Below are 20,583 nucleotides of genomic sequence, written 5' to 3' on the forward strand. Positions count from 1 at the left end.
CTTTCCAATTTTCAAAATAATCCCTCCGGCAGGTCCGTGCGTTTGGGCGTACCCATGCGCGAGCCGCCGGAGGGGCAGGTGTATATACAGAGGTCTATTTCGGGTCCGCCAGCAGGCAGTTGAACACTTCCAGCATGGAAGCGGCGCCCGCCACAAGATCCATTCCGTGCAGAAGCAGCATATCGAAGGGGATCTCCTCCCCCTCGCTCTGGGGACCCATCAGCTGGCGAAACTGCACCTCGTGCGCTTTGATGACAAATTCCTCCGCCTCGGCCAGCTTGGCCCTTGCTCCGTCCTTATCGTCTCTTTTATAGCACTCCAGCGCCTCGAAAACCTTGACCTTGCCTTCACCGGCGTAAGCGATCATCTCCATACAGATGGGCTCCAACGCGTCTCTCGTCATACTGTTCCACTCCTTTGTTTATGTTGTCAGGCTGTTTTGGATGGGCTCCAATTCAGAATGCGGGCGATATTGTCACCCATCAGGAGCTGCCGTACCGTTTCGTCGTCGGTGGCTTTACAAATCAGATCCATGGACAGTTCGAACCTGCCCCAGGATGCGTCCGTACCCATCAGGATCTTGTGCGGGTCCACTTGGGCCAACGCCTTTTGCAGGGTATGCAGCATCACGCCCGCGGTGTCCATATACAGGTTGTCCCGCCGGTTCACCACACGGACGGCGGTGTCCACCCCGTCGGGTTCGCCCATGTGCGCCATAATCAGCTTTACTTTTGGAAAGCTGCGGGCCATTTCGTCGAATTTGCCCGGCATGTTAAACAGATCGGACTGGCCGTGGCACAGAATGGGCACGTCATATTCCTCGCAGATCTGGAACAGCGGGTCAACGATTTCATGACGGTCCAGAGCGTACCCGTGGCGGATGGGATTGAGCTTGAGTCCGTGCAGACCGAGCCCCCCAAGGCACCGGCGCAGTTCGTCCTCCGCGCCAAAGTCCCAGGGGTTGACCACGGCGTAGCCGATGATGCGGTCGGGATACTGACGCTGGGCTTCGGCCACATAGTCGTTATTGATGGCCTCAGGGTGAGTGGTGACCACACAGGCGTCAACCCCGGCCTTATCCAGCCAGGAAATCAACGTTTCCGTAGGAAAGTTTTCGCCTTTGCGCACCCCCAAATGATTGTGGGAATCGATAATCATACGGCGTGCCCTCCTTTCGCCAGCAGCTTTTGCAGATTTCTGGAAAAGACCTTTTCCCGATCCGCCTCATTTTCCACAACGATCCGCACCTTATCCATCTCCAGTTCAAAATCTCCGTAAGGGCTGTCGGTTCCAAAAATCAGCTTGTCCAACAGGTTTTCCTTCACCAGGGATTCGACACGATTGGCAAACATGCGGGAGCACTCAATATACAGATTCGGCTGGCGCTTGACCACCCCGATGGCGCTTTTGGTCTCGTACATCTGGCCGCCGTGGGCCAGCAGGATATCCACATTGGGAAAAGTAAGAGCCATTTCCTCGTACATGTTGGGGGCGCTCAGGGTGTCCGCCCCGCCGTAGGCCAGTACCGGCAGCTTGTACTCTTCGCACAGAGCCAGCACCGGATCCAGCACGGTATGGTTGTCGGCGGCGTAACCGTGGCGAACCGGGTGCAGCTTCAGACCAACCATACCGTAATCCTCCACCGCGCGTTTCAGCTCCGTCTCGGTATCCAACGACCAGGGGTTGACGGTCGCGAAGCCCACCAATCGGTCAGGATAGCGGCGCACGCTCTCAGCCACGTACGCGTTGTCAATCTGCTCGGGAAAGCTGAACACCACCGCCTTGTCGACACCGGCTTTGTCCATCCGGGAAATCAGCTCTTCCACAGGGAAAGACATTCCTTTTTTTTGACCGATATGATTATGCGCATCAAAGATCATTTGCCTGTCACCTCCAGTAACCAGCCCATCATCATGTCACAGGGTAAAATTTGCATCATGGGGCACAGTTCCTCCGGCAGGACGGGATGGCGCACCACCTTTAAGCGCTCTGTCTCCTGTACCTCGGCCGGAGTGACGAGCACCACCATGCCGCCCTTTTCCAGGGTATGTTCCAGCATCTGCTGCTTTTGGGAGCCGGCCTTGGGCTCGGGGTCAAAGATGACCACTGTGCTGCCCGGCCCGGTAAGCAGGTTGTAGCCGTGGGTGTAGTCGGCGCACAGGGAAGGGCCGGTAGGGTACTGGGGCCCCTCGCGGAAAATGAGTCCCGACTGGAACACCGTCGCCCCGGCAGGGCCGTCGCCGATAAAATCGATTACCCGGCTGGGCTGTAAAAAGGACAGGAATTCCTCACGCCGGGTTTGGGCACTCACCAGATAATCCGTCACCCAATCGGCAATTTTGTAACAGTTGGTCTTGAAGTCCTCGTCCAGCGTACCGGTCAGCCCGGCGGCAAAGATCAGCAGCACCGCCAAAGTGTTCAAATAGCTTTTGCTGGAAATGAATTTTTCGGATCCGGCGTGGATGTATAACGGTACGTCGGAATTTTTGGCAAGAGGGCTTTCGGGATCGTTCACCACCGCAACCACCGGGCTGCGACCCTCGTTGCGGTTCAGCAGCTCCAGCACCTCGGCGGACTTGCCCGACTGGCTCACCGCCACAAGCAGCGTCTCCCCGTCCAGCAGCTCCAGCTGATACCGAGCCGCCTCGTTGGCGTTGACGCAGACGGCGGGAATGCCGTGCCGGGTGAGATAGCCGGTCACGCACAGCGGAGCGGCATAGCTGCTGCCCATACCTGAAAACAGAATGCGTTTATAAGGTTTTTGGCGAAACAGCGCCACCGCCTTTTCCAGTGCGCCGTCGTTTTTCTGCGCAAACCATTTGTCCAGACAGGCGCGTAAAATCTCGCCCTGCGTATTTGCTTCTTCAATAAAGGGATGCATGATCTATTCTCTCCTATTCTTCCAAGATTTTTAGGGCCTTTGCAAAAATAGCGTCGCCCTGCTGCATGCCATACTCCATCATGTCGATCTGCATGACCTTCGTCCCCATCGGTTTGACATATTCCGCCACGACCGAAAGCTGGTTGCGAACCTGAGGCGCCATCAGCACAATATCTATGGCTCCATAATCCAAGTCGCGGAAATTATAGCAATAATAGCAGGAGACATCCGCATCGTAGCCCTGTTGCGTGGCGGCGTCCTTTATTTTTCCCGTGATCATGCCGGAGGACATCCCCATCGCGCACAGCACCACTATTTTTAATCGTTTCATCTATCCCACACCTCAATTCTGTTTCTACAAAGTTTTTTCATCGGCCGGGGACGCCATTTCCTGCTCCACACAGCGGCGTTCCCAAACCTTGGCAAACGGGTACCAGATGAGTCCCACCACAACCAGCAGGATCAGCTGCGCGACAACCGCCCGCCAGTCGCCGCCAGTGGCAAGATAGGGCTGGATCAAAATCGGCGTGGTCCAGGGCACCTGTATGTAGGGGGCCGTCACCCAGCCGAGTTTAGTGATAATGTAGCCGTACATACCGCCCAGGAACGTGCTGCCGAATACGAAAGGAAGAAACATCAGGGGATTCATGATGAGCGGCGCGCCAAACAAAATCGGCTCGTTGATACCGAAGATGTCCGGAATCAGGCACAGGCGGGAAAGCTTTTTCAGCCGGACCGACTTTGAACTCAGCCAGATGATGATAAGAGGCAGCGTGATGGCCGTACCGGTCACGTTACAATAGGTAAAAATAAACGGTTCGGTCAAAATATGGGGCAGAGCCTGTCCCGCAGCGGCAGCGGCGGCGTTCTCCGAAATGTTGGAGATCAGGAAAGGATACAAAACGCCCCAGAAAGTCAGGGAGCCGCCGTGGATGCCCACGAACCACAAAAGCTGCAGGATCAGCAGCGTGAGAGCCAACGCCCACCAGGTGTCGGTTGCGACCATCAGGGGGCTGACGATCATCATCAGCAGCTTGTTTAACTCAAAGCCCAGAATAACACGCAAAAACCAGAAGAAAACAAACAGAACCGCCATGGGGATTAAGGACGCAAAGCTCGCGGTGATATTTTCCGGCACACCGCCCGGCAGCTTAATACCCCAATTATGATCGCGGAACAGGCGCATCACCTCAGCCACCACAATGCCCACAACAAAGGCAAGGAACATCGTGTTGCTGCCCCAGGCGCTCACCGTGACGGTACCGTCTTTCAAATTGATGGGAGAGGCGCTGATCATGTAGCAGGCCACCGAGACAATGCTGATCATGGTTTCATCCAACTTGTAAATGCGGGCCATCTCGGCTCCGATACTAAGGGCCAGCCACAGGCTCATGAACCCAAAGGTCATGTTGAACAGGGTATTCAATGAGTCGTAAAAGGGCTTCATTGCGTTGGCCCAGCTCTCTACCGGCAGGTTGGTGAGGATCAGTGGGATGGAGCCGATGATGAACAGTGGGATAACCCGGATCAGACCGCCGCGAATAGCCATCATATAACGATTGTTGCCCAACTTTACCATGGGCGGGGCAATCTTGCGCTCCACGAAATCGCTTACGCGATTCATAGTTGCTTCAAACTTGCTGACTTTTGTACCTTCCATAATAATATCCCTTCCCCTTTTTATAAAATCCGAATCCTACGAGAATCTCTGTTTGCTGCCCGATCAGCCTCCTTTCTCAACTTTCCGGAATCGCCGGACGGAAAAGTCCGGACGCGGCTTCAAACGCAAACCACCTTCACGCCCAAGCGGACAAAGCTGTCTTGGTGGGCTGGTTCTATACTCTTACCCGTCACCAGGGTGTGGACGTCCGACGCCGGCCAAATGGTGGACAGGGTCCTCTTAGCCACCTTTGTGTGGTCGGCCAGAACCACCACGCGGTTGGCCGACCTGGCTACCGCCTGCTTGGTCATGGCATCCGCCACGTCCGGGGTAGAGGCGCCAAACTCGGCGTCAATGCCCTCCACACCAATGAAAGCAACATCCAAGTGGTAATGCTCTATAAAATCCATCGTCTGCGGGCCAATAAAACCCATAGATTTTGGGCGGAATACTCCGGGCATGGACACCATTTTAATGTGCGAGGAGGCCGCCTGGGCCAACACGTTCATGGCGGGCACCGAATTGGTAAAGACAGTGGCCTCCCGTTTCATACGCAAAAGGGCCAGCGCCACCTCGCGGGCGGTATTGCCGCAGTCGATAAAAACGGCCTCGCCCTCGTTTACCAGCTGAGCTGCCGCCACACCGATACGCCTTTTTTCCTCGATCATGTGGTTTTGCTTCATGGTATAGCCCGGCTCCATGGCCATGCTGTTGTTTAAGATTGCGCCGCCGTGAGAGACCGTCAAAATACCCTGCTCCTGCAGCAGGCTCAAATCGCGGCGTATGGTCATAACCGACACATTCAACTTTTGGGCAAGCTGGGTGTTGTCCATCGACACATCCTGTTGTAGCGATTGCATAATTTCCAGCCGCCTTGCCGCTGCATTCATAATAATTTTCACTCCAAATGTTATTTTTTGTTGCTTTTCTCTGTCTACGGTCTTATAATATCAACATTATAGAACATTGTCAATGTTCTATTTTGCTAATGATTATCTTCAAATGTTAGGCACTTCGACAAAAGCCAATTCAAGGGAGGACATTATGAAAAGACCGAACGCTGTTGTTTTTGATGTAGACGGAACGCTGCTGGACACTATGCCCGTCGTCTGGGCAATGGAACGCGTGTACCGCGAACGCTATCCAGGGAAGCAGGTGCCCTCCGAGCTGTTTGTAAAGACCCACTCCCTGCCCAGGCTGGAGGGCTACAGGAGGTTGGGGATTCCCAAAAAGGACTGGGATATCTATTATCGGGCGGTATACCGGGAACTGGGTTCGCAGAAAGCCGCGCAGGTGCTGTTCCCCGGCATAGAGGAAGCGGTAGATACCCTCGCAAAGCAGGGGTACCGCCTGGGCATTAACACCTCCCGTTCCCGGGGAGAGCTGGAGGTGGCACGCAGGGCACAGCCGGACTTGTTTCGCTTGTTTCCGCAGGAATTCTGTGTAACGATCGACGACGTGGAAAATCCCAAGCCCGCTGCGGATCCCCTTCTCCTGTTTTGCCAAAGAAGCAGCGCAAAGCCCAGTGACGTTCTTTTTGTAGGGGACTCCCGGGCAGACCGGCTTTGTGCAAAAGCAGCCGGAACTCTTTTTGCCTGGGCCGGCTGGAACCGGAGTGGTTTTTCCCCGCCTTTGGAGGAAAACGTCCTCTGTTTGGCATGTCCCCATGCACTCCTTTCCTGTTTGCGATCAGATAGCCGGCCGTGAAAAGAACCTGAATGTAAAGGAACAAGGGAAAATGAAGCGCCCCCAAAATGTCAGACAAGAGCGGCAGCCGCGGCAGGGCAAAACGAAAAGGCCTGCCGCCCGCTTTGCGCAGACAGCAAGCCCTCCCGGCTGCTTAACTTCCTTCCTTTTAAGGCATCACCCGGCTGTTTCCCGATTTTGGTGCGGACGTCTTTGCGAATTCCATAATACAGTCCTGAAAAGCGTTGGGCGGGACAAACGGAATTCGCCGTGGAATGAGAGGTTCCGATTGGATCTTACGGCCTTATCGGATCGCAAGAATCCACTCCTCATAGTTGTCTTTCTTGGCAACGCCATAGTTAAAAGGATGAACAACCTTTGACTCCGGGCAAACCCGTTTTATCGTATTCAGGGTCGTACTGATATTTGCCAAACCGCAGGTGGCGAAGGGAATCACGGTTTTTCCCTCCAAATTGCACCGGCCGATAAAATCCGCCACAAAAGCCGGAACATCCAGATACCAGATAGGGTATCCGATAAAGACCGTGTCATAGCCCGAAAGGTCGGGAATTTCCGTGACAGAGCGGACAGGCACGTTGTTTTTCCGTTCCTTATTCACACGCACCAGCGACGAGAAATAATTCCCGTAGGGGTCTTCCGGCTCAATCTTCAGAATATCGCATTGAATATCCTCTTGGATTCTCCGGGCAAGCTCTCTGTCGTCCCCGATTTTGAATAATATAAGATGATTGCTTTCATGCTCCCGCCTCCATCATTTTACTGAATCAACGATATGCCGCGCGAACGCCCTGATATTCTGCAAATCCGTCTCATCCGGGTGCCCTTGGTTCTTCGTGCCGACCGACGCCCCCCTACAGGTGAAAGGGTCGCCCACAACGCTGATTCCCTTGTCCCGCAAGAGTGTTTTCAGGTCGTCCCCGATCTTGAATTGGTTGCCGTAAGTGGCAAAAACAGCGGCGTTTTTGATTGGCGCGGGATTGAGCTTTTTAAAGAACTTTCTTGTTATCCGATGCGGTTTGGCCCAGTAAATGCCGTCGCCCACAAACAGGAGGTCAACGGGCTGGGGAAACGATATGCCCTCTTTGCCAATGCGCTCTGCCTTGACGTTCAATTCCTCCGCGATGGCTTTGGCGAGTTTTTCGGTATTGCCGCTTTGGGACGAATGGTAAATAACTCGAATATTCATGTTTCATTGCCTCCCTGTGTTAAAATACCATTGTTTTCGGCGTAACGCCCTTGGGATATTCCTGTTCGCCGTCCAGTTTTTCCGAATATACCTGATACCACATCTTCGCAATCACGTCGGGGTCGTTTACAGCGCCTGTCCCCGCTTTTATCGCCAGCCCTAAGGAGCGGTGCGCCACCAGAATCCCTTTGGGAGCTAATTCCGTGTGAAGATTGGCGATATAACTGCGCAATCCCGCCATGGCGATACCAATGTTGCCCAGCACCGGCATCGGGTACAGGGCGGACAACCCGGTGGTAAAAAGCAAAGCCCCTTCACCCCGCTCCAGCATATCCGGAAGCAGGCTGCTCACCACATTGATGGCGCTGATCACAAACCCCTCAAAGGGAGCCGTGGCGTTTTCCGCCGTCGTGTTCACCGCCGTGGCAGGGAGACCTGTCGTTGGTACCGGGCTGAGCTCCATGACGTCTATCGCACCATATTTTGCCTTGATGTCAGCTATGGCCTTCTCAACCGCGTCTTTTTTTGTTAGATCCGCGGGATAATAAGAAGCCTCGATTCCCTGCACCTGCAATTCAGCAGCCATGGATTGAAGCTTTTCCGCGTTTCGCGCAATCAAGGCGATTTGAAAACCCTCTTTCCCAAAAACCTTCGCCAGAGAGAGGCCCAGCCCTTTTCCGGCGCCCGCGATCACCATTGTTTTCATTGTACTACCATCCTTTCGCACATTGATTGACTGTTGACAATTTCATTATATCGGAGTAATGTAAAATGTAAAGTACGCAAAATAGTTTAACTAAGTTACCTTTATTATACTTGATATATTAAGATAACAACTTGTGAGGTGTAATATGCTAAACGCCAATCATCCTTGTGCGCGGTCCATCCGGCAGGTCATGGATATTTTCGGCGGCAAATGGTCCTTTGCCATTATCTGTGCGTTACACGCAGGCCCCAGGCGGTTTAATGAAATCCGCAATGACTTGGGAATCAGCACCAAATCGCTGTCCGACGTCTTAAAGAACCTGGAGGCGAACGGAATTGTGACGCGAACGGTTCATTCGGCTGCGCCAATCACCGTGGAGTATGCTTTAACGGAAAAAGGCAGCGACTTCGAACAGGTATTTATAAAAATGAGTGAATGGGGAATGAAGTGGCTGAATCATAGCTCTTCTGAGGAAACGTGCTGAAGCGCCAAATCGGAAATAAAATTTACCGGTTTACGGCGAATCCCTTGTCCGCCGGCTGGTTGAAAAGGTAACCATATATGAGGACAAATTCACCGTGGAATTTAAGGCCGGCGTGACGGTGAATGTAAATGAATAAGAGAAAACGAGCAAGGTACCCTGCGCTATTTATGACGCAGGGTACCCTTTTTAATATAGCATCGGGAGAATAGTTTCTTATTCATTATCGGAAGGTTTCTCTGAGCCAGAATTCCAAAACGCTTCTCCCTGTGAAGATCTGCGTTGCGTAGTATCGATGATGTGGTTAATAAGTCTGTTTCGATCTTTCCATTTCATCGCCAACTTTGCAGTATCCATACCATTTTCTGCAATAACGTCCTTTAGCTCCTCTATATCCAAAGCCTCAAGTGCTGTCTTTAAAACTTCGGCTCCTTGCTCAAGCAAAGCAAACGGATTGACTTTAGCGGGTTCGCGCCGATTACCCCTTTTAGGTTTAGTATTGACAGCTTCATATTTGGAGCAGTTCGCCTTAATTATGTTTTCTTCAAATAACAGACCCATGCGCTTTGCAAACTCATCATTATTTGTAATCTCTTCTGCTATGCAGGCACTGATTTTTTCCCAAAGTTCAAGAACTGTCTTTTTGTCCATAGGTTATGCCCCTTCCGTTAGCCTCATGAATTCTTCCGTAAACTCTATGAGGGAGTTATATTGACCTTGGTATCCCCATTTCTGTCTAAGAGTGCTGTATTGCTGATATTCCGCTGCTTCTGCTATTTGAGCGCTCTCTGAAAAGTACGCATCAAAGACCAGAGGGCAGAGCAGCTTCGATCCTCCCATTGGTTTCCCTGCGTCGTTACGCATTTTATTCATGGTTCTTGTATGAATAGCAGCCTGCCCGCGTACTTTTGTAGCAACTATACCTATCGGGATGATCTCATCCTCGATTTCTTCTGAGAATTCCGCTACACGAGTAACGATCTGCGGAATGCCATATGTCGACATAACATCCGGTATCGTTGGAATGATGTAGCCGTCTGAAATACGAAGGCCATTCAGTGTGATGTATCCGAGATTTGGCGGGCAGTCTATCAAAACATAGTCATAATCGTCAACAATATCCTTTATGCCTCTACGAAGAATATTAACCGGATTACGCGTCTGATATTTCCCAGCGGGCATCGTTATCAAGCGATCCTGTAAGTCAATGAGTTTCAAACTTGACGGTAACAAATCGACTGATTTTACTTCGCTGACATTTCCCACAGATTTTTGAAGGGTTTTTGAGAGATTAAAATTGCTGCTATCTTCAATTGCATCCTCAAACAATGTAGCGAGCGTATAACCTTCTTGGTTAATAGCAAACCACTTTTCCTCTCCGATCAGCATTGTCGTGGCATTGGTCTGTGGATCTAAGTCAATGACTAAGACATGCTTATTGAAGGCCCCTGAAAGCGCCTGTGCGAGACCAACCGTGGTCGTAGTCTTTGCTACACCACCTTTAAGATTAATTGAAGAAATTACTGTTGTTGCCATTTTGTTTCTCCTCCTATACCATTTTTTTACTTGTTCGGCTTGAAATACCGGGCCTGATTTCAGTATTGCGACGGGTTTAGGGAAATCTTCTGATCGGCTTCTCCAATTTGTAACGGCAGCCGAACTAACATCAAACATCTTTGCAATTTCGGCTATGCCAACTAAATCAGCCATAATCCTCCTCCTTCTTATTGTTTACGTTATACACAGTATATCACAGTATTGTGTACGGTGTAAACAGTTTAATCAAAAATAATTGGAAATATTTTTTGCCCTCATCCGATCCATATCATAAGTATGCCAGTCCGGCGTGACGGCGGATGTAAAGGAATAAGGAGAAAACGGGCAAGGCACTGCGCTATTTATGACGCAGGGTGCCTTGCTCGTGGTATTGATGACATCTGAATATTTTTCGCTTTCTATTGACCGAATCGGTTATTCGTGATATAATAACCAAAACGGTTATTGGGGCGATTTTATTTGAATATTGATCTTACCAACTTCAACAAAATTCCAGCCGAAAAGCAAAAAGCTATCATTAACGCCGGATTTCTCTGCTTCGGGCAAAACGGATACAAGAAAACCTCCATACAGGATATTGCGGACGCGGCGGGGATTTCAAAGGCATCTCTTTTTCAGTATTTTGGCAACAAGAAGGATATGTACCTGTTCTTCTATGATTTTGCCGGAAAAGAAATCACAAACCGCATATCCGAAGGAACAGAGGATTATTTCGAATGTGCCGAATTGTACGTGCGCAGCCTTTCGGATACGAGCAAGGAGTATCCGAATCTGTTTGACTTTCTGATCCTTCAGTCGCAGCGCAGGGATTTTTCGGAAGTTGAGGAACTGCTGGATGTCGCGGATGCCGTATGTCAGTATAGCCTGGACACGCTCTATGCCCGTGTTGACTGGAGCAGGTTCTGCGACGGTTTTGACAAAGATACGGTCCAGAACCTTTTCAACTGGATGACAAGCGGCTGTATTGCTCAGCTTTCGGCAGAGATGCCACAGGAAAAAGTCTATGGGGAAATGCTGAGATATCTTGGATTGTTCAAATCAGTCATGTATAAACCGGAACATTTAGGAGGCGCAAAATGAAGACATTATATTTTACCGCTACCGGCAACAGCCTTGCCGTGGCAAAAAAAATCGGAGGAGAGACGATTTCTATTGCGCAGGCGATCAGGAACAATCAATATGAATTTGAAGATAACGTCATCGGTCTGGTTTTCCCGACCTACTGTTGTTATCCTCCGAAAATCATCCGGGACTTTATCGAGAGAGCAAAGTTGAAAGCAGACTATCTCTTCGCCGTTGCCACCTACGGCAACGCGATGGGCAAAGGCGGCGACGGCAGCGAAATGCTTGCGTTTGACAAAATCACAAAAGCCGCCGGTTACCATTTCAATTATCTGAATGCAATTCTTATGGTCGATAATTTCATAGACAATTTTGATATCAATAAAGAAGTCGAGAAAATTTCGTCCAAGAAAATTGATGAAAGTCTCGCCGCCGTGATTGGCGATATCAACCAAAGGAAAGACTATGTCAAAGATCCCGGCACCTTCGGCAAGATAATTACGCGTATGTGCAAGGGGCTTGTCAAGTCGCAGGACACGGGACTTTCCGCGCAGAAATTTATCATCAGCGACGCTTGTAACGGCTGCGGCACCTGCGCTAAAGTCTGTCCATATAAAAATATAACCATGAAAGACGGCGGACCGCAGTTCGGCACAAACTGCCTGAGTTGCTACGGCTGCATCCACAACTGTCCTCAGACCGCCATTCACAAAAAAGGCGAAAAAAGCGGCAAGCGCTGGAGAAATCACAATGTCAGCCTGAAAGAAATCATCGACGCGAACAATCAGTGCTAATATTGCGAGCGAATTCACCGTGGAATTCAAATCCGGCGTCAGCGTCAATATCAGCAAATAAGAGCAAGCTGCCTTGATAGAAAATTTACCTATCGGGCAGCTTGCTCTTTTTATTGCTTGAAGCTATGTCTTTCTTACCTACATTCAACGCAGAAGCCATGCCCGGCCGCAATCAGGTTCGGGGAAATCGCTCCGAGATCCTCCTTCAACTTCGCACACGCTTTTTCATTTGGAACCCGTTCCGCGCCTATCGCGCTCACTTCATCCTTCCAGTTTCCCCTGATCGTTTTTCCGACGCCATTGCCAAATCGCAGAGCGATGTCGGCAGAATAAAAGACGCCGCTGTTCTCCTCAAGACACAGGATGCCATTCTGCAGGTGAACTTCCGAAGGATAATCCACGAACTTCAATTTCAGATCACCGTCCGTAAAAGTCTCTCCTCCCTTTTCCATCCGGATGCTGCCTGTATATCCGTATCCCGGAAGTTCCCTCGCCGCAAGCGCACCGCAGATCGCGATTACGTCGGGGTATGCTTTTTTAAGAACCGAAATCCCGCCGCACTCGTCGGATTCGACATGAGAAACGAAGATATACTTCAAAGGCTTATCTCCGAGAATCTTCTTAATGTCGGGCAAAATCGCTTCCGCCTGCTGCGCCGTTCCGGCTGCAAAAAGGATCGCCGGATCGGTATCCAGCAGATACTGGTGAATCGTAAAATCTATCGGCGGGATGTAAATAGAGAACTGATATAGCTTGTCTGTGATCTTCTTCATCGGTATTTCCTCCTCTTGACAACATCTTGATATTTAGATAATATAAAAGCAACATCTGTTGTTATAATAGCAGAGGAAAACCTGTTTTTCAACAGGAAAGACCTTATTTGCAACATACAAGGGGGATTTGTTGCTTTATGAGAAAGAAGAATTTGACTGGAGAACGCATCGCGTCTTATATCACACGGGCGCTTTTGATACTGATGAAGAGCGAACCATACGCCAGAATTACGATAGCAGATATCACGAAAAAAGCCGGTGTAGACCGAACGACCTACTACCGACACTTTTCTTCAAAAGAAGAGATCCTTTCAAAATATCTGGATGCCGTCATGCAGGAGTTTCTGGATGCTTATCAAAAAGCCGGCAGCACTGATTTCACACAGTATACCCTGACGATCTTCCGCACCATGCACCTGCACAGGGACGATCTGTTGCTGATCCACCGAACAGGGCAGTCGTATCTTCTCCTCGGCGTGCTGTCTAAACGGTTTCTTTTGGATGAATGCACGAAGAACGCGACAGTTGAAAAACAGTACGAAGTTTCCTATACCATCGGCGGCATTTATAACAACTGCATCCTATGGTTTTCCCGCGGCATGAAAGAGACCCCGGAACAGATGTCAAGAATCGCACTGTCGTTTAAGACGGAAGAATCCCTAACCATGCTGAACGTTTCAATCGATTAACGGCTTTTGCCATCCAACCCGTCCACACAACCCCTCCAAATCCAAAAAACATCTGTCCTATACACTCGCGAACCGCCGATATCAAAAACGTCTACAGACGTCAACCGCGACGAACTGAACAATCGAATTGCCGACATGAGTGCTTTCCTGCGGGAGTAGTCCGCCGCCATTGCCGAATATGACGAATCGCTTGTCCGACGGCTGATCGAAAAGGTCACCATATATGAGGACAAATTCACCGCGGAATTCAAGTCCGGTTTGACGGTGGATGTAACTGAATAATAAATGAGAAAGGCACTCTACGAAATTTTAACGTAGGATGCCTTGCTTTATTTTGTGTTTAGGTGCAAAGATAAATTGAAGGTTGCAATGTATTTTATTAGTCTCATTTTATTCAGTTGTTTTTCTAACTTTGACAAGTAAAAAATCAGGCTTATGAATGTATTTTTTATATGAAGGATATTGTTCCATAATGTCTTTACTTGGGATGGGCTCAAGCATTTTTTCAACAATAAAACCTGCAGTTGAAAGAGAATTAACAATGCTTGAAATTGTGCGATGATATTTTATAACCCCATCAACAAACCATGTTACTTTTCTTTCGCCTTCGAGAGCATATGTAGTTAAGTTATAATGAATGCGTTCGTTCTCAGAATTTAGGGTCCAATAATCCTGTGTTAACAAAGCAGTTGTTAGCGGATGCTCTTGCGAAAATATAAAATAACCGCCGTAATTTAAATGGTTGTAAATATCCTTTACCAATTTATCGAAATCTTCAATGTAATGAACAGCAAGGGAACTGAATACAACATCAAACTTTTCTGAGAGTCCATTCAAATCAGTCATGCTTTTATTTATATATTTAATATTAAGAGATGAATTTTCAGTTCTTGCAATTTCAAGCATTTTTGCAGAAATATCGAGACCCATAACTTTTGTTGCACCTAATTCAAGAAACCGGATACAATTTTCACCATAACCGCAACCGATATCAAGCACAGATTTATTGTGCAAATCGGGGGCAAGGCTAAGTAATGCAGGTTTTTCAACAATGTCATTTGCTGCCGAAGGATTACCTCTTAATCTTTTATAACCATCAAAAAACTCTTGGTTGTCGTAAATATTTTGATTACTCATTCCCTTTGTTCCTTCCATGGCTTGACTCCACATAGTTTTCCCTTTTTGAATTATATGGCTCAACATTTATTGCCGACATGAGTGCTTTTCTGCGGGAGCAGTCCGCCGTCCTGATTGAATACGACGAATCCCTTGTCCGGTGATTGGTTGAAAAGATCACTGTTTATGAGAGTGGAATTCAAGTCCGGCGTGACGGTGGATGTGGAGGAATAATCCCCTGTATAGCACGAGACCCTGCTGCCGTAAGGTTAACAGAATTTCGTGCTTATTGATCTATATTAGCATTAGCGTCTGTAACATCATTGTCAAAGCCACATTTTGAACATGTCCAATGGCCATGTTCGGTATTAAACCCTTTCTGAGTATTCATAAAGGCTTCACATTTGTCACAAAACCAGAACACTGCACCATTCTTCAGGGCTTTTTCAAAAATAGAATAACTGCACTTGTCGCATTTCCAAACAGCTGTTTTATCATCTAATTTCATTATATCCCCGCAGGAGGGACAAATCATTTTCTTCACCATCTTTTTGCCGGTAAGTTTAGGTGCAGCACTACCTTTCCACCATCTAACAACATGCGGAACAGCCTTATATACACCATATCCTAATACTATTAGCCCTCCGATTATTAATCCTGCTCCTGATAGATTCGAGTCATCATCAGAAGAGTCATCTAATGTATTGTCGTTCTCACCATTTTGTTTGTATCGTTCCAAAAAAGCGGCATCAGCTTCAGATCTTGCCTCTTTTATATCATCCCAATGTTGTCTTCTTGTTTCAGCCACAGCATTTTTTGCAGCTTTTTTCATATCAGCAGTGATATTAAGTTCATCTTTGAGGCTTTCATCCCATGTTCTTGTGGTCCAATAACGGTTATAGTGCGCATAACCGCCTGTCCCACGATGGAAATCCTCTTCTTCGGCAAAAGGTGCGCCTTTATCGGTTACAGAGTATTCCCCCGCCTCACCGCTCAGATATCCTTCTTCCTTTAAAATATAATTCATTTCTTGTGATGTTAGACCATATTCTGATCCTAACATTCTTACAGATTTTCTCATGATTAACCTCCTATCGTTAAAAAATATTTCTTACATAATAGTCCTTGTAAATTTCGCAAATTTTCCTACCTACATCCAACCCGTCCACACAGCCCCGCCAAATCCAAAAAACATCCATCCCGTTCATCCCCGGTAAACCCGTAAAAAGCCAAATCGACCTATTGGCATTCCTCAATAATAAAATCCGCCGCTTGCTCCGGACTTCTATTTGATACGTCGACTTGAATGGTATTCAACGCTTGATAAAGCGGGATGCGCTCTATACTTCTGCGTATCACATCCTCCGTCCGAATTCCGGCCTTTACATCCTTTTCCAGACGATCTCGCAGCGCCTGTTCGCCGCATACCAAAGATATCAAGTGAACCTTACAGTTTGAGGTTTCGATTCGGGACAGAATATCGTCAATAATAGCCTGGTCATGCATGACCCAGCAAAACACAATGTTTTCAAAGCCTGAACACCGTATAAAGTTATTCAGGAGGAAGCAAATGTTTTCCAGCACCATTTGCTTCGTCTCAGCGGTTACTCGAAACGGATGCATATCCCAGCACCAATCCCCATCAAGAAAAACACTATTGTTCAATTTTTTCTTCATCATCTGGCAAGTAGCCGTTTTTCCTACGCCCATGGTGCCGCCGATTAGATAAATATTTTTCATGGAGCCTCTGTACACCAACGTTCCTTTGTCAAATAGTTGGTATGCCCTATTCTGGTTTCACCCAGAAGCGGAACCGGGACCTCAGTGCACGTATGATGGTAAAGAAACCCCAGCTTTTCCTGCACTCGTTTTGATTTTACATTGCCGTCATAATAACCGCACCAGATTATGTTCATACCCAAATCTTCGAATCCGTGACGAATCAGCTCTTTGGCCGCTTCAGGAATAAGCCCTTGCCCCCAAAACTCTTTTCCGATCCAGTAACCAAGTTCACACTCATCGTCTTTGTCCGTCATATCCGTGCTGCCGTTTAGCTTCAACTCAATGCAGCCAATCGCCAGAAGATTCGTTTTCAAGCAGACGGCATAACACTCTTGACCGCAAAAAACATTTTTTATAACAACCCGGCTTTCCTCAATGCTTTTATGGGGCGGCCATCCGGCTATAGGTCCAATATCCGGGTCTTTTGCATATTCGTATAAACTCTCGGCATCCGTATCTTTCCACGGCCGTAGTGTCAATCGCTTTGTTTGCAGTTCCATAATCACGAAACCTTTCTATAAGCCATCAAATACACTGGCTGAACAGAATATTTGAATGATTGATTGTCTCTCAACATCCATCCCGTCCACACAACCCCGCCAGATTCAAAAAACATCTATCCCGTACACTCGTGAAGTGCCGACATCAATACCACCGTCTCCACGTGCAACGAGGTCATGGGTTTAATGTCTTATATGTATTTTACCAAATATTAGGGATAGAAAATAAGTCATCGATGTATTTCTCGTTTTGTGTATACACGGGAATAAGTCCATGGTCAGAAGTTGAGTGAACGAGATTGATGTTTTTCCGTGTATAAAATGCAACGAGGTCATGAGTTTAATGTCTTATATGTATTTTACCAAATTTTAGGAAAATAAAATAAGTCATCGCTGTATTTTTTCTTTTGTATATACACGGGAATAAGTCCATGGTCAGAGGTCGAGTGAACGAGATTGATGTCATTTCCAGTATAAAATGCAACGAGCCAATCAGATTAATGTCTGGTCTGTGTTTGGCAATTTTTCTGTGCAGGGGAAATTATTTGTCATCTTCACTCGGTACTGGAATATATACCATCTTCAGCGGAATCATTTTTTTGTACTTATCATTAAGTTGAGCATAATATTTCAATATCAAATCCACGAGTTCCGTGCCATTGATACCACGTATAATCGGAACGCTGCTCAGATACTTCTGCGCGTTCTTGGTATAATTTGAAAGTGTAACGAATAGGCCGTAGTCACCCTCACGCATAGCGCCTTTCAGAGACTGAATAGTCGTTTCCTTTATATCGCCGTCCTGACTCTTGACTTGAACCAAAATGCGAGGCGGTAGCTCATCTTTGTATGCAGTAATATCAATTCCACTGTCGCCGCCGTGATTTGATATGGATGTCCTGTATCCCATTGCCCGTAGCAAATCTGCTACGAATTCCTCAAGCTCATATCCTTTGAGGTGCTTGCTCAGTTCTTTCAATATAAAGTCTTTTGTAGTCTCGACGATTTCATCTGCTGTGGCTGCAATACTCTCATCTTCAGTGCCTTCTGTGGAAAGTGCTGTCTGTCTAAAATTCTTATCCAGTGCGCTTAAATACTCGTCAGCATAATTTTTTACCATGAAAAAAGACATTGCTGAGCCGACTTCATAAAGTGCTCCTTGTGAAAATGCTGTCCTTGGGAAGTGCCTCAACCATTTTACTTTTCGCTGTTGAACATATTCGGATGCATTCGGATTAAATGTATAATCGCCTTCTACGGTACCAATGTTAATTTGGCGGTCAATCTTGGAAGGAAATACGATATAGTCTCCAACTTGGACTTCATAGACAAATCGATAAAGCATCCCGGCACCATTCGCGATAGCACCTTTTTTCGCATCAGGATATACTTCCTCATAATGCTTTTTAAATGCGTCCCGGTTGCTTCCGATTTGTTTCAAATCGCCCATGTCTTTCCAACCGATAGCGATAACATCTTCATGCAAAAATAGGGAATCGTCCATCGTGTGGATACCCCATACCCGCTTTTCATCGCTATTTTCCATATCTACCGCCTCCTACTTTCATCAAGTATGGCTAATAAATCTTCAGTCATTCTATTTTCTCCTCACCGAATCATTCCACACCCAGTGCCTTGAACACAGCGTCCTCCGCACTCTGATACGGAATCAGCTGGAATGCGCTCAACAAATCCGGTGGAACCGTTGCAAAATCAACGAAGGATGTGCTGGGAATCAACACCCGTTTCGCCCCGCTGTCGAGACAAACCTGCAGCGCATTGGCAAGCTCATCCGCTTTGATCAGAGTACCGCCGATGCTGATTTCCCCGAGGACGACCAGCGAACTTTGCGTCGGTTTTCTCAAAGCAATGGAGCACAGAGCAATTAACGTCGGCAGGGCCAGTTTTCCGGTCATACCGATGCCCTGAAGATCCTGGTAGTTTATGATGTAATCCTTAGTCGTCGTACTGATGGTGCCGCTGATCCGGTTTCCGTTTGCTTTTAGAAAATTGAAGGCTGTGTTGGTGGCTTCCCGCGCATCGCGGTCAGAGCCTATGCTCGTGCGTTCAAATTTCCCATTGCCTGGCAGCATTTGAGACTCCAGACGAAAGACGCCAATCATGCCAGATTTGCCTTGTGAAACGGTATAAACCTGGCCCGGATTGCACATGCCCTCCGGAATCAGCTTGCCTCCACCTTGTTCCGGCACAGAGACATAATGTTCCTCGAAGGTTTCGTTATCGATATAGGAGAAATTCACGTCATAGAACTCCATGCCGCCCAGCTTTTTGAGTTGCTCTTTTACGCGGCGGCGCATCTCCAGGGACAGCTTCAGGATTTCTTCCAGTTCTTCTTTTGTGAACTCCCCGTCTGGATAAATCAGTTTCAGGAATCCGCCTACCATTTTCCTCACGGCGATGGTATCACGCTGATTGAGATTTTTTCCAAGATGAAAGTATTTATCCAGCGCGTCGCCGTACTGCTCTTTACGAAGTTCTCTGATAAACTCTGCCAGATAATCGGTGATAAAGCCATAATCATCTGTGAAGTGCTCCGGCCGGAATTTCGGGATTTCCCATCCGGGTATATAGCAGTGGATACGGTCAAGAAACGCGGTATCGGTCCCCATCTCTGGTGGGAACGGGTCAAACAGGCTGGATGTCTTCAGAAGCACATCCACGCTCTGGTTGATGTTTCCAATAAAGACCATAGAGGCAGAAGCGGCTTTTTCCTCTTTGCCTCGCGCAAAGGAACCGGATGCCATGTAATCTTTCATGATCTGGACTCCGTCATTATCCTTAAAATGGATACCGGCGACCTCGTCGAAAGCAACGCAGTCCCACAGGCCCACCAGCCCGACCGTCTTTCGGCCCATGTTATAAAACAGATTTGCAACGGTTGTCTGCCCGCCGGATATGAGGATGCTATTCGGTGAAATTTCCTTATACAGATGTGATTTGCCTGTACTTCTCGGTCCAAGCTCGCACAGATTGAAGTTATTTTCCACCAGCGGTAGCATTCGGGCAAGCAGCAGCCATTTTTCACGATAGGAAAGCGTATCCGGCTCCATCCCGATGGAACGCAGCATAACGTCCATCCATTCTTCTTTGGAGAATGCTTTCCTGCCGCGTTTCAGCTCATCGATATCCACATGCGGCATTTGAATGGGGGTTAGTTTCCTGATACGGATCGGGGTGCCGTTTTTCTTGTCTTCTTCTACGTACTCATAATCCAGCTGGACAATGCACCAGATGCCGCCGCAGAGCAAGCGGTCGTATTTCGTTGGATACTCCTCGGAAATCGGGATGGCTTTCAGGCCCAGATTGGAAAACTCGGCCTCATAGCTGTCCTTTTTGATATTCAGGCTGACAGTGATCCTATCGATGACGGTGTGGCTGCCACGCTGCCGAAGCATCGATAGTATTTTCTGGGATTCATCCGGGCGCACAAAATTATCGGCTAAAATCCGCTTTACTTTCTGGATGCCAGCCTCGATCACTTCCTCATCGTCCGAGCTGCAATACTGCCCCAAAAGGAACTCAAGGACATAGATGGGCACATTGGCCCCTTCCTTGATTTTCTTGGTCAGATCTTTGCGGACAATTTTACCGTCGAAATTCTGGCGCAGCTTGTCCTTGATGATTTCACGGAAGCTTGTCCCTTCAGGTATCTGCTCCATTGCTGTTCC

At 48.1% G+C, this 20,583-nt stretch carries 24 protein-coding genes; 5 read left to right on the forward strand and 19 right to left on the reverse strand.

Features of this window, described 5'->3' with window-relative positions; all coding sequences use genetic code 11:
• Positions 1–94: 94 nt before the first annotated feature.
• From ACQGQ5_RS04175 to ACQGQ5_RS04205, 7 genes are all read right to left on the reverse strand, one after another.
• A complete protein-coding gene (locus tag ACQGQ5_RS04175) occupies positions 95–403 on the reverse strand; it encodes a PTS lactose/cellobiose transporter subunit IIA (protein WP_455735333.1) in 309 nt (102 codons plus the stop codon).
• Positions 404–429: 26 nt separating this feature from the next.
• Positions 430–1,158 carry an amidohydrolase family protein gene (locus ACQGQ5_RS04180; protein ID WP_455735334.1) on the reverse strand — a complete coding sequence of 243 codons (729 nt, stop codon included), beginning with the start codon at positions 1,156–1,158 and terminating at the stop codon, positions 430–432.
• A complete protein-coding gene (locus ACQGQ5_RS04185; RefSeq protein ID WP_455735335.1) occupies positions 1,155–1,880 on the reverse strand; it encodes an amidohydrolase family protein in 726 nt (241 codons plus the stop codon). The genes ACQGQ5_RS04180 and ACQGQ5_RS04185 overlap by 4 nt, the downstream gene beginning before the upstream one ends.
• Positions 1,877–2,881 (reverse strand): SIS domain-containing protein, encoded by a 1,005-nt coding sequence (locus ACQGQ5_RS04190; protein WP_455735336.1) that lies wholly within the window; start codon positions 2,879–2,881, stop codon positions 1,877–1,879. Before ACQGQ5_RS04190 ends, ACQGQ5_RS04185 begins: the two co-directional genes overlap by 4 nt.
• 13 nt (positions 2,882–2,894) lie before the next feature.
• Positions 2,895–3,212: a hypothetical protein gene (locus ACQGQ5_RS04195; protein WP_455735337.1), complete on the reverse strand. Its 318-nt coding sequence runs from the start codon at positions 3,210–3,212 to the stop codon at positions 2,895–2,897.
• 24 nt (positions 3,213–3,236) lie between these two features.
• Positions 3,237–4,541 carry a PTS sugar transporter subunit IIC gene (locus tag ACQGQ5_RS04200; RefSeq protein WP_455735338.1) on the reverse strand — a complete coding sequence of 435 codons (1,305 nt, stop codon included), beginning with the start codon at positions 4,539–4,541 and terminating at the stop codon, positions 3,237–3,239.
• A 119-nt stretch (positions 4,542–4,660) separates the two neighbouring features.
• A complete protein-coding gene (locus ACQGQ5_RS04205; RefSeq protein ID WP_455735339.1) occupies positions 4,661–5,431 on the reverse strand; it encodes a DeoR/GlpR family DNA-binding transcription regulator in 771 nt (256 codons plus the stop codon).
• Positions 5,432–5,585: 154 nt separating this feature from the next.
• On the opposite strand from ACQGQ5_RS04205, the gene ACQGQ5_RS04210 reads away from it, so the two are divergent.
• On the forward strand, positions 5,586–6,248 hold the full coding sequence (locus ACQGQ5_RS04210; RefSeq protein ID WP_455735340.1) for an HAD family hydrolase: 663 nt from the start codon (positions 5,586–5,588) through the stop codon (positions 6,246–6,248).
• 283 nt (positions 6,249–6,531) lie between these two features.
• Here the strand turns inward: ACQGQ5_RS04210 and ACQGQ5_RS04215 are convergent, their stop codons facing one another.
• Genes ACQGQ5_RS04215 through ACQGQ5_RS04225 form a run of 3 tightly spaced genes read right to left on the reverse strand, consistent with a single transcriptional unit; the run spans position 6,532 to position 8,140 of the window.
• Positions 6,532–6,969 carry a flavodoxin gene (locus ACQGQ5_RS04215; RefSeq protein WP_455735432.1) on the reverse strand — a complete coding sequence of 146 codons (438 nt, stop codon included), beginning with the start codon at positions 6,967–6,969 and terminating at the stop codon, positions 6,532–6,534.
• Between the two features lie 30 nt (positions 6,970–6,999).
• Entirely contained in the window at positions 7,000–7,434 is a 435-nt protein-coding gene (locus ACQGQ5_RS04220; RefSeq protein WP_455735341.1) for a flavodoxin family protein, read from the reverse strand.
• A 19-nt stretch (positions 7,435–7,453) separates the two neighbouring features.
• Positions 7,454–8,140 (reverse strand): SDR family NAD(P)-dependent oxidoreductase, encoded by a 687-nt coding sequence (locus tag ACQGQ5_RS04225; protein ID WP_455735342.1) that lies wholly within the window; start codon positions 8,138–8,140, stop codon positions 7,454–7,456.
• A gap of 145 nt (positions 8,141–8,285) precedes the next feature.
• On the opposite strand from ACQGQ5_RS04225, the gene ACQGQ5_RS04230 reads away from it, so the two are divergent.
• Positions 8,286–8,624 (forward strand): winged helix-turn-helix transcriptional regulator, encoded by a 339-nt coding sequence (locus ACQGQ5_RS04230; protein ID WP_455735343.1) that lies wholly within the window; start codon positions 8,286–8,288, stop codon positions 8,622–8,624.
• 213 nt (positions 8,625–8,837) lie between these two features.
• On the opposite strand, the gene ACQGQ5_RS04235 is transcribed toward ACQGQ5_RS04230, so the two are convergent.
• On the reverse strand, positions 8,838–9,272 hold the full coding sequence (locus ACQGQ5_RS04235; protein ID WP_455735344.1) for a hypothetical protein: 435 nt from the start codon (positions 9,270–9,272) through the stop codon (positions 8,838–8,840).
• A gap of 3 nt (positions 9,273–9,275) precedes the next feature.
• Positions 9,276–10,331 carry an AAA family ATPase gene (locus ACQGQ5_RS04240; RefSeq protein WP_455735345.1) on the reverse strand — a complete coding sequence of 352 codons (1,056 nt, stop codon included), beginning with the start codon at positions 10,329–10,331 and terminating at the stop codon, positions 9,276–9,278.
• A 306-nt stretch (positions 10,332–10,637) separates the two neighbouring features.
• On the opposite strand from ACQGQ5_RS04240, the gene ACQGQ5_RS04245 reads away from it, so the two are divergent.
• Positions 10,638–11,258, forward strand: a complete 621-nt coding sequence (locus ACQGQ5_RS04245; RefSeq protein ID WP_455735346.1) for a TetR/AcrR family transcriptional regulator — start codon at positions 10,638–10,640, stop codon at positions 11,256–11,258.
• Positions 11,255–12,034: an EFR1 family ferrodoxin gene (locus tag ACQGQ5_RS04250; protein WP_455735347.1), complete on the forward strand. Its 780-nt coding sequence runs from the start codon at positions 11,255–11,257 to the stop codon at positions 12,032–12,034. The genes ACQGQ5_RS04245 and ACQGQ5_RS04250 overlap by 4 nt, the downstream gene beginning before the upstream one ends.
• 134 nt (positions 12,035–12,168) lie before the next feature.
• On the opposite strand, the gene ACQGQ5_RS04255 is transcribed toward ACQGQ5_RS04250, so the two are convergent.
• On the reverse strand, positions 12,169–12,807 hold the full coding sequence (locus tag ACQGQ5_RS04255; protein ID WP_455735348.1) for an oxygen-binding di-iron domain-containing protein: 639 nt from the start codon (positions 12,805–12,807) through the stop codon (positions 12,169–12,171).
• Between the two features lie 137 nt (positions 12,808–12,944).
• On the opposite strand from ACQGQ5_RS04255, the gene ACQGQ5_RS04260 reads away from it, so the two are divergent.
• A complete protein-coding gene (locus ACQGQ5_RS04260) occupies positions 12,945–13,496 on the forward strand; it encodes a TetR/AcrR family transcriptional regulator (RefSeq protein WP_455735349.1) in 552 nt (183 codons plus the stop codon).
• 390 nt (positions 13,497–13,886) lie between these two features.
• Here the strand turns inward: ACQGQ5_RS04260 and ACQGQ5_RS04265 are convergent, their stop codons facing one another.
• From ACQGQ5_RS04265 to brxL, 6 genes are all read right to left on the reverse strand, one after another.
• Positions 13,887–14,651, reverse strand: a complete 765-nt coding sequence (locus ACQGQ5_RS04265) for a class I SAM-dependent methyltransferase (protein ID WP_455735350.1) — start codon at positions 14,649–14,651, stop codon at positions 13,887–13,889.
• A gap of 247 nt (positions 14,652–14,898) precedes the next feature.
• Positions 14,899–15,693: a hypothetical protein gene (locus tag ACQGQ5_RS04270; RefSeq protein ID WP_455735351.1), complete on the reverse strand. Its 795-nt coding sequence runs from the start codon at positions 15,691–15,693 to the stop codon at positions 14,899–14,901.
• A gap of 158 nt (positions 15,694–15,851) precedes the next feature.
• Entirely contained in the window at positions 15,852–16,352 is a 501-nt protein-coding gene (locus tag ACQGQ5_RS04275; RefSeq protein WP_455735352.1) for an AAA family ATPase, read from the reverse strand.
• Positions 16,349–16,894 (reverse strand): GNAT family N-acetyltransferase, encoded by a 546-nt coding sequence (locus ACQGQ5_RS04280; protein ID WP_455735353.1) that lies wholly within the window; start codon positions 16,892–16,894, stop codon positions 16,349–16,351. The genes ACQGQ5_RS04275 and ACQGQ5_RS04280 overlap by 4 nt, the downstream gene beginning before the upstream one ends.
• Before the next feature lie 541 nt (positions 16,895–17,435).
• The gene (locus ACQGQ5_RS04285) at positions 17,436–18,440 is read right to left on the reverse strand and encodes a restriction endonuclease (RefSeq protein WP_455735354.1); all 1,005 of its coding nucleotides are present in this window, start codon (positions 18,438–18,440) and stop codon (positions 17,436–17,438) included.
• 70 nt (positions 18,441–18,510) lie between these two features.
• A complete protein-coding gene (gene brxL / locus ACQGQ5_RS04290; protein ID WP_455735355.1) occupies positions 18,511–20,574 on the reverse strand; it encodes a protease Lon-related BREX system protein BrxL in 2,064 nt (687 codons plus the stop codon).
• Positions 20,575–20,583: the final 9 nt, after the last annotated feature.

The organism is Caproiciproducens sp., from assembly GCF_053840905.1.

Bases quoted from the DNA above. Each gene is read 5' to 3' on its own strand.
- ACQGQ5_RS04180 (WP_455735334.1), bottom strand. From the start codon at position 1,158: ATGATTATCGATTCCCACAATCATTTGGGGGTGCGCAAAGGCGAAAAC.
- ACQGQ5_RS04265 (WP_455735350.1), bottom strand. From the start codon at position 14,651: ATGGAAGGAACAAAGGGAATGAGTAATCAAAATATTTACGACAACCAA.
- ACQGQ5_RS04175 (WP_455735333.1), bottom strand. From the start codon at position 403: ATGACGAGAGACGCGTTGGAGCCCATCTGTATGGAGATGATCGCTTAC.
- ACQGQ5_RS04255 (WP_455735348.1), bottom strand. From the start codon at position 12,807: ATGAAGAAGATCACAGACAAGCTATATCAGTTCTCTATTTACATCCCG.
- ACQGQ5_RS04210 (WP_455735340.1), top strand. From the start codon at position 5,586: ATGAAAAGACCGAACGCTGTTGTTTTTGATGTAGACGGAACGCTGCTG.
- brxL (WP_455735355.1), bottom strand. From the start codon at position 20,574: ATGGAGCAGATACCTGAAGGGACAAGCTTCCGTGAAATCATCAAGGAC.
- ACQGQ5_RS04260 (WP_455735349.1), top strand. From the start codon at position 12,945: ATGAGAAAGAAGAATTTGACTGGAGAACGCATCGCGTCTTATATCACA.
- ACQGQ5_RS04235 (WP_455735344.1), bottom strand. From the start codon at position 9,272: ATGGACAAAAAGACAGTTCTTGAACTTTGGGAAAAAATCAGTGCCTGC.
- ACQGQ5_RS04195 (WP_455735337.1), bottom strand. From the start codon at position 3,212: ATGAAACGATTAAAAATAGTGGTGCTGTGCGCGATGGGGATGTCCTCC.
- ACQGQ5_RS04230 (WP_455735343.1), top strand. From the start codon at position 8,286: ATGCTAAACGCCAATCATCCTTGTGCGCGGTCCATCCGGCAGGTCATG.
- ACQGQ5_RS04200 (WP_455735338.1), bottom strand. From the start codon at position 4,541: ATGGAAGGTACAAAAGTCAGCAAGTTTGAAGCAACTATGAATCGCGTA.
- ACQGQ5_RS04190 (WP_455735336.1), bottom strand. From the start codon at position 2,881: ATGCATCCCTTTATTGAAGAAGCAAATACGCAGGGCGAGATTTTACGC.
- ACQGQ5_RS04285 (WP_455735354.1), bottom strand. From the start codon at position 18,440: ATGGAAAATAGCGATGAAAAGCGGGTATGGGGTATCCACACGATGGAC.
- ACQGQ5_RS04280 (WP_455735353.1), bottom strand. From the start codon at position 16,894: ATGGAACTGCAAACAAAGCGATTGACACTACGGCCGTGGAAAGATACG.
- ACQGQ5_RS04205 (WP_455735339.1), bottom strand. From the start codon at position 5,431: ATGAATGCAGCGGCAAGGCGGCTGGAAATTATGCAATCGCTACAACAG.
- ACQGQ5_RS04240 (WP_455735345.1), bottom strand. From the start codon at position 10,331: ATGGCTGATTTAGTTGGCATAGCCGAAATTGCAAAGATGTTTGATGTT.
- ACQGQ5_RS04225 (WP_455735342.1), bottom strand. From the start codon at position 8,140: ATGAAAACAATGGTGATCGCGGGCGCCGGAAAAGGGCTGGGCCTCTCT.
- ACQGQ5_RS04220 (WP_455735341.1), bottom strand. From the start codon at position 7,434: ATGAATATTCGAGTTATTTACCATTCGTCCCAAAGCGGCAATACCGAA.
- ACQGQ5_RS04270 (WP_455735351.1), bottom strand. From the start codon at position 15,693: ATGAGAAAATCTGTAAGAATGTTAGGATCAGAATATGGTCTAACATCA.
- ACQGQ5_RS04250 (WP_455735347.1), top strand. From the start codon at position 11,255: ATGAAGACATTATATTTTACCGCTACCGGCAACAGCCTTGCCGTGGCA.
- ACQGQ5_RS04275 (WP_455735352.1), bottom strand. From the start codon at position 16,352: ATGAAAAATATTTATCTAATCGGCGGCACCATGGGCGTAGGAAAAACG.
- ACQGQ5_RS04185 (WP_455735335.1), bottom strand. From the start codon at position 1,880: ATGATCTTTGATGCGCATAATCATATCGGTCAAAAAAAAGGAATGTCT.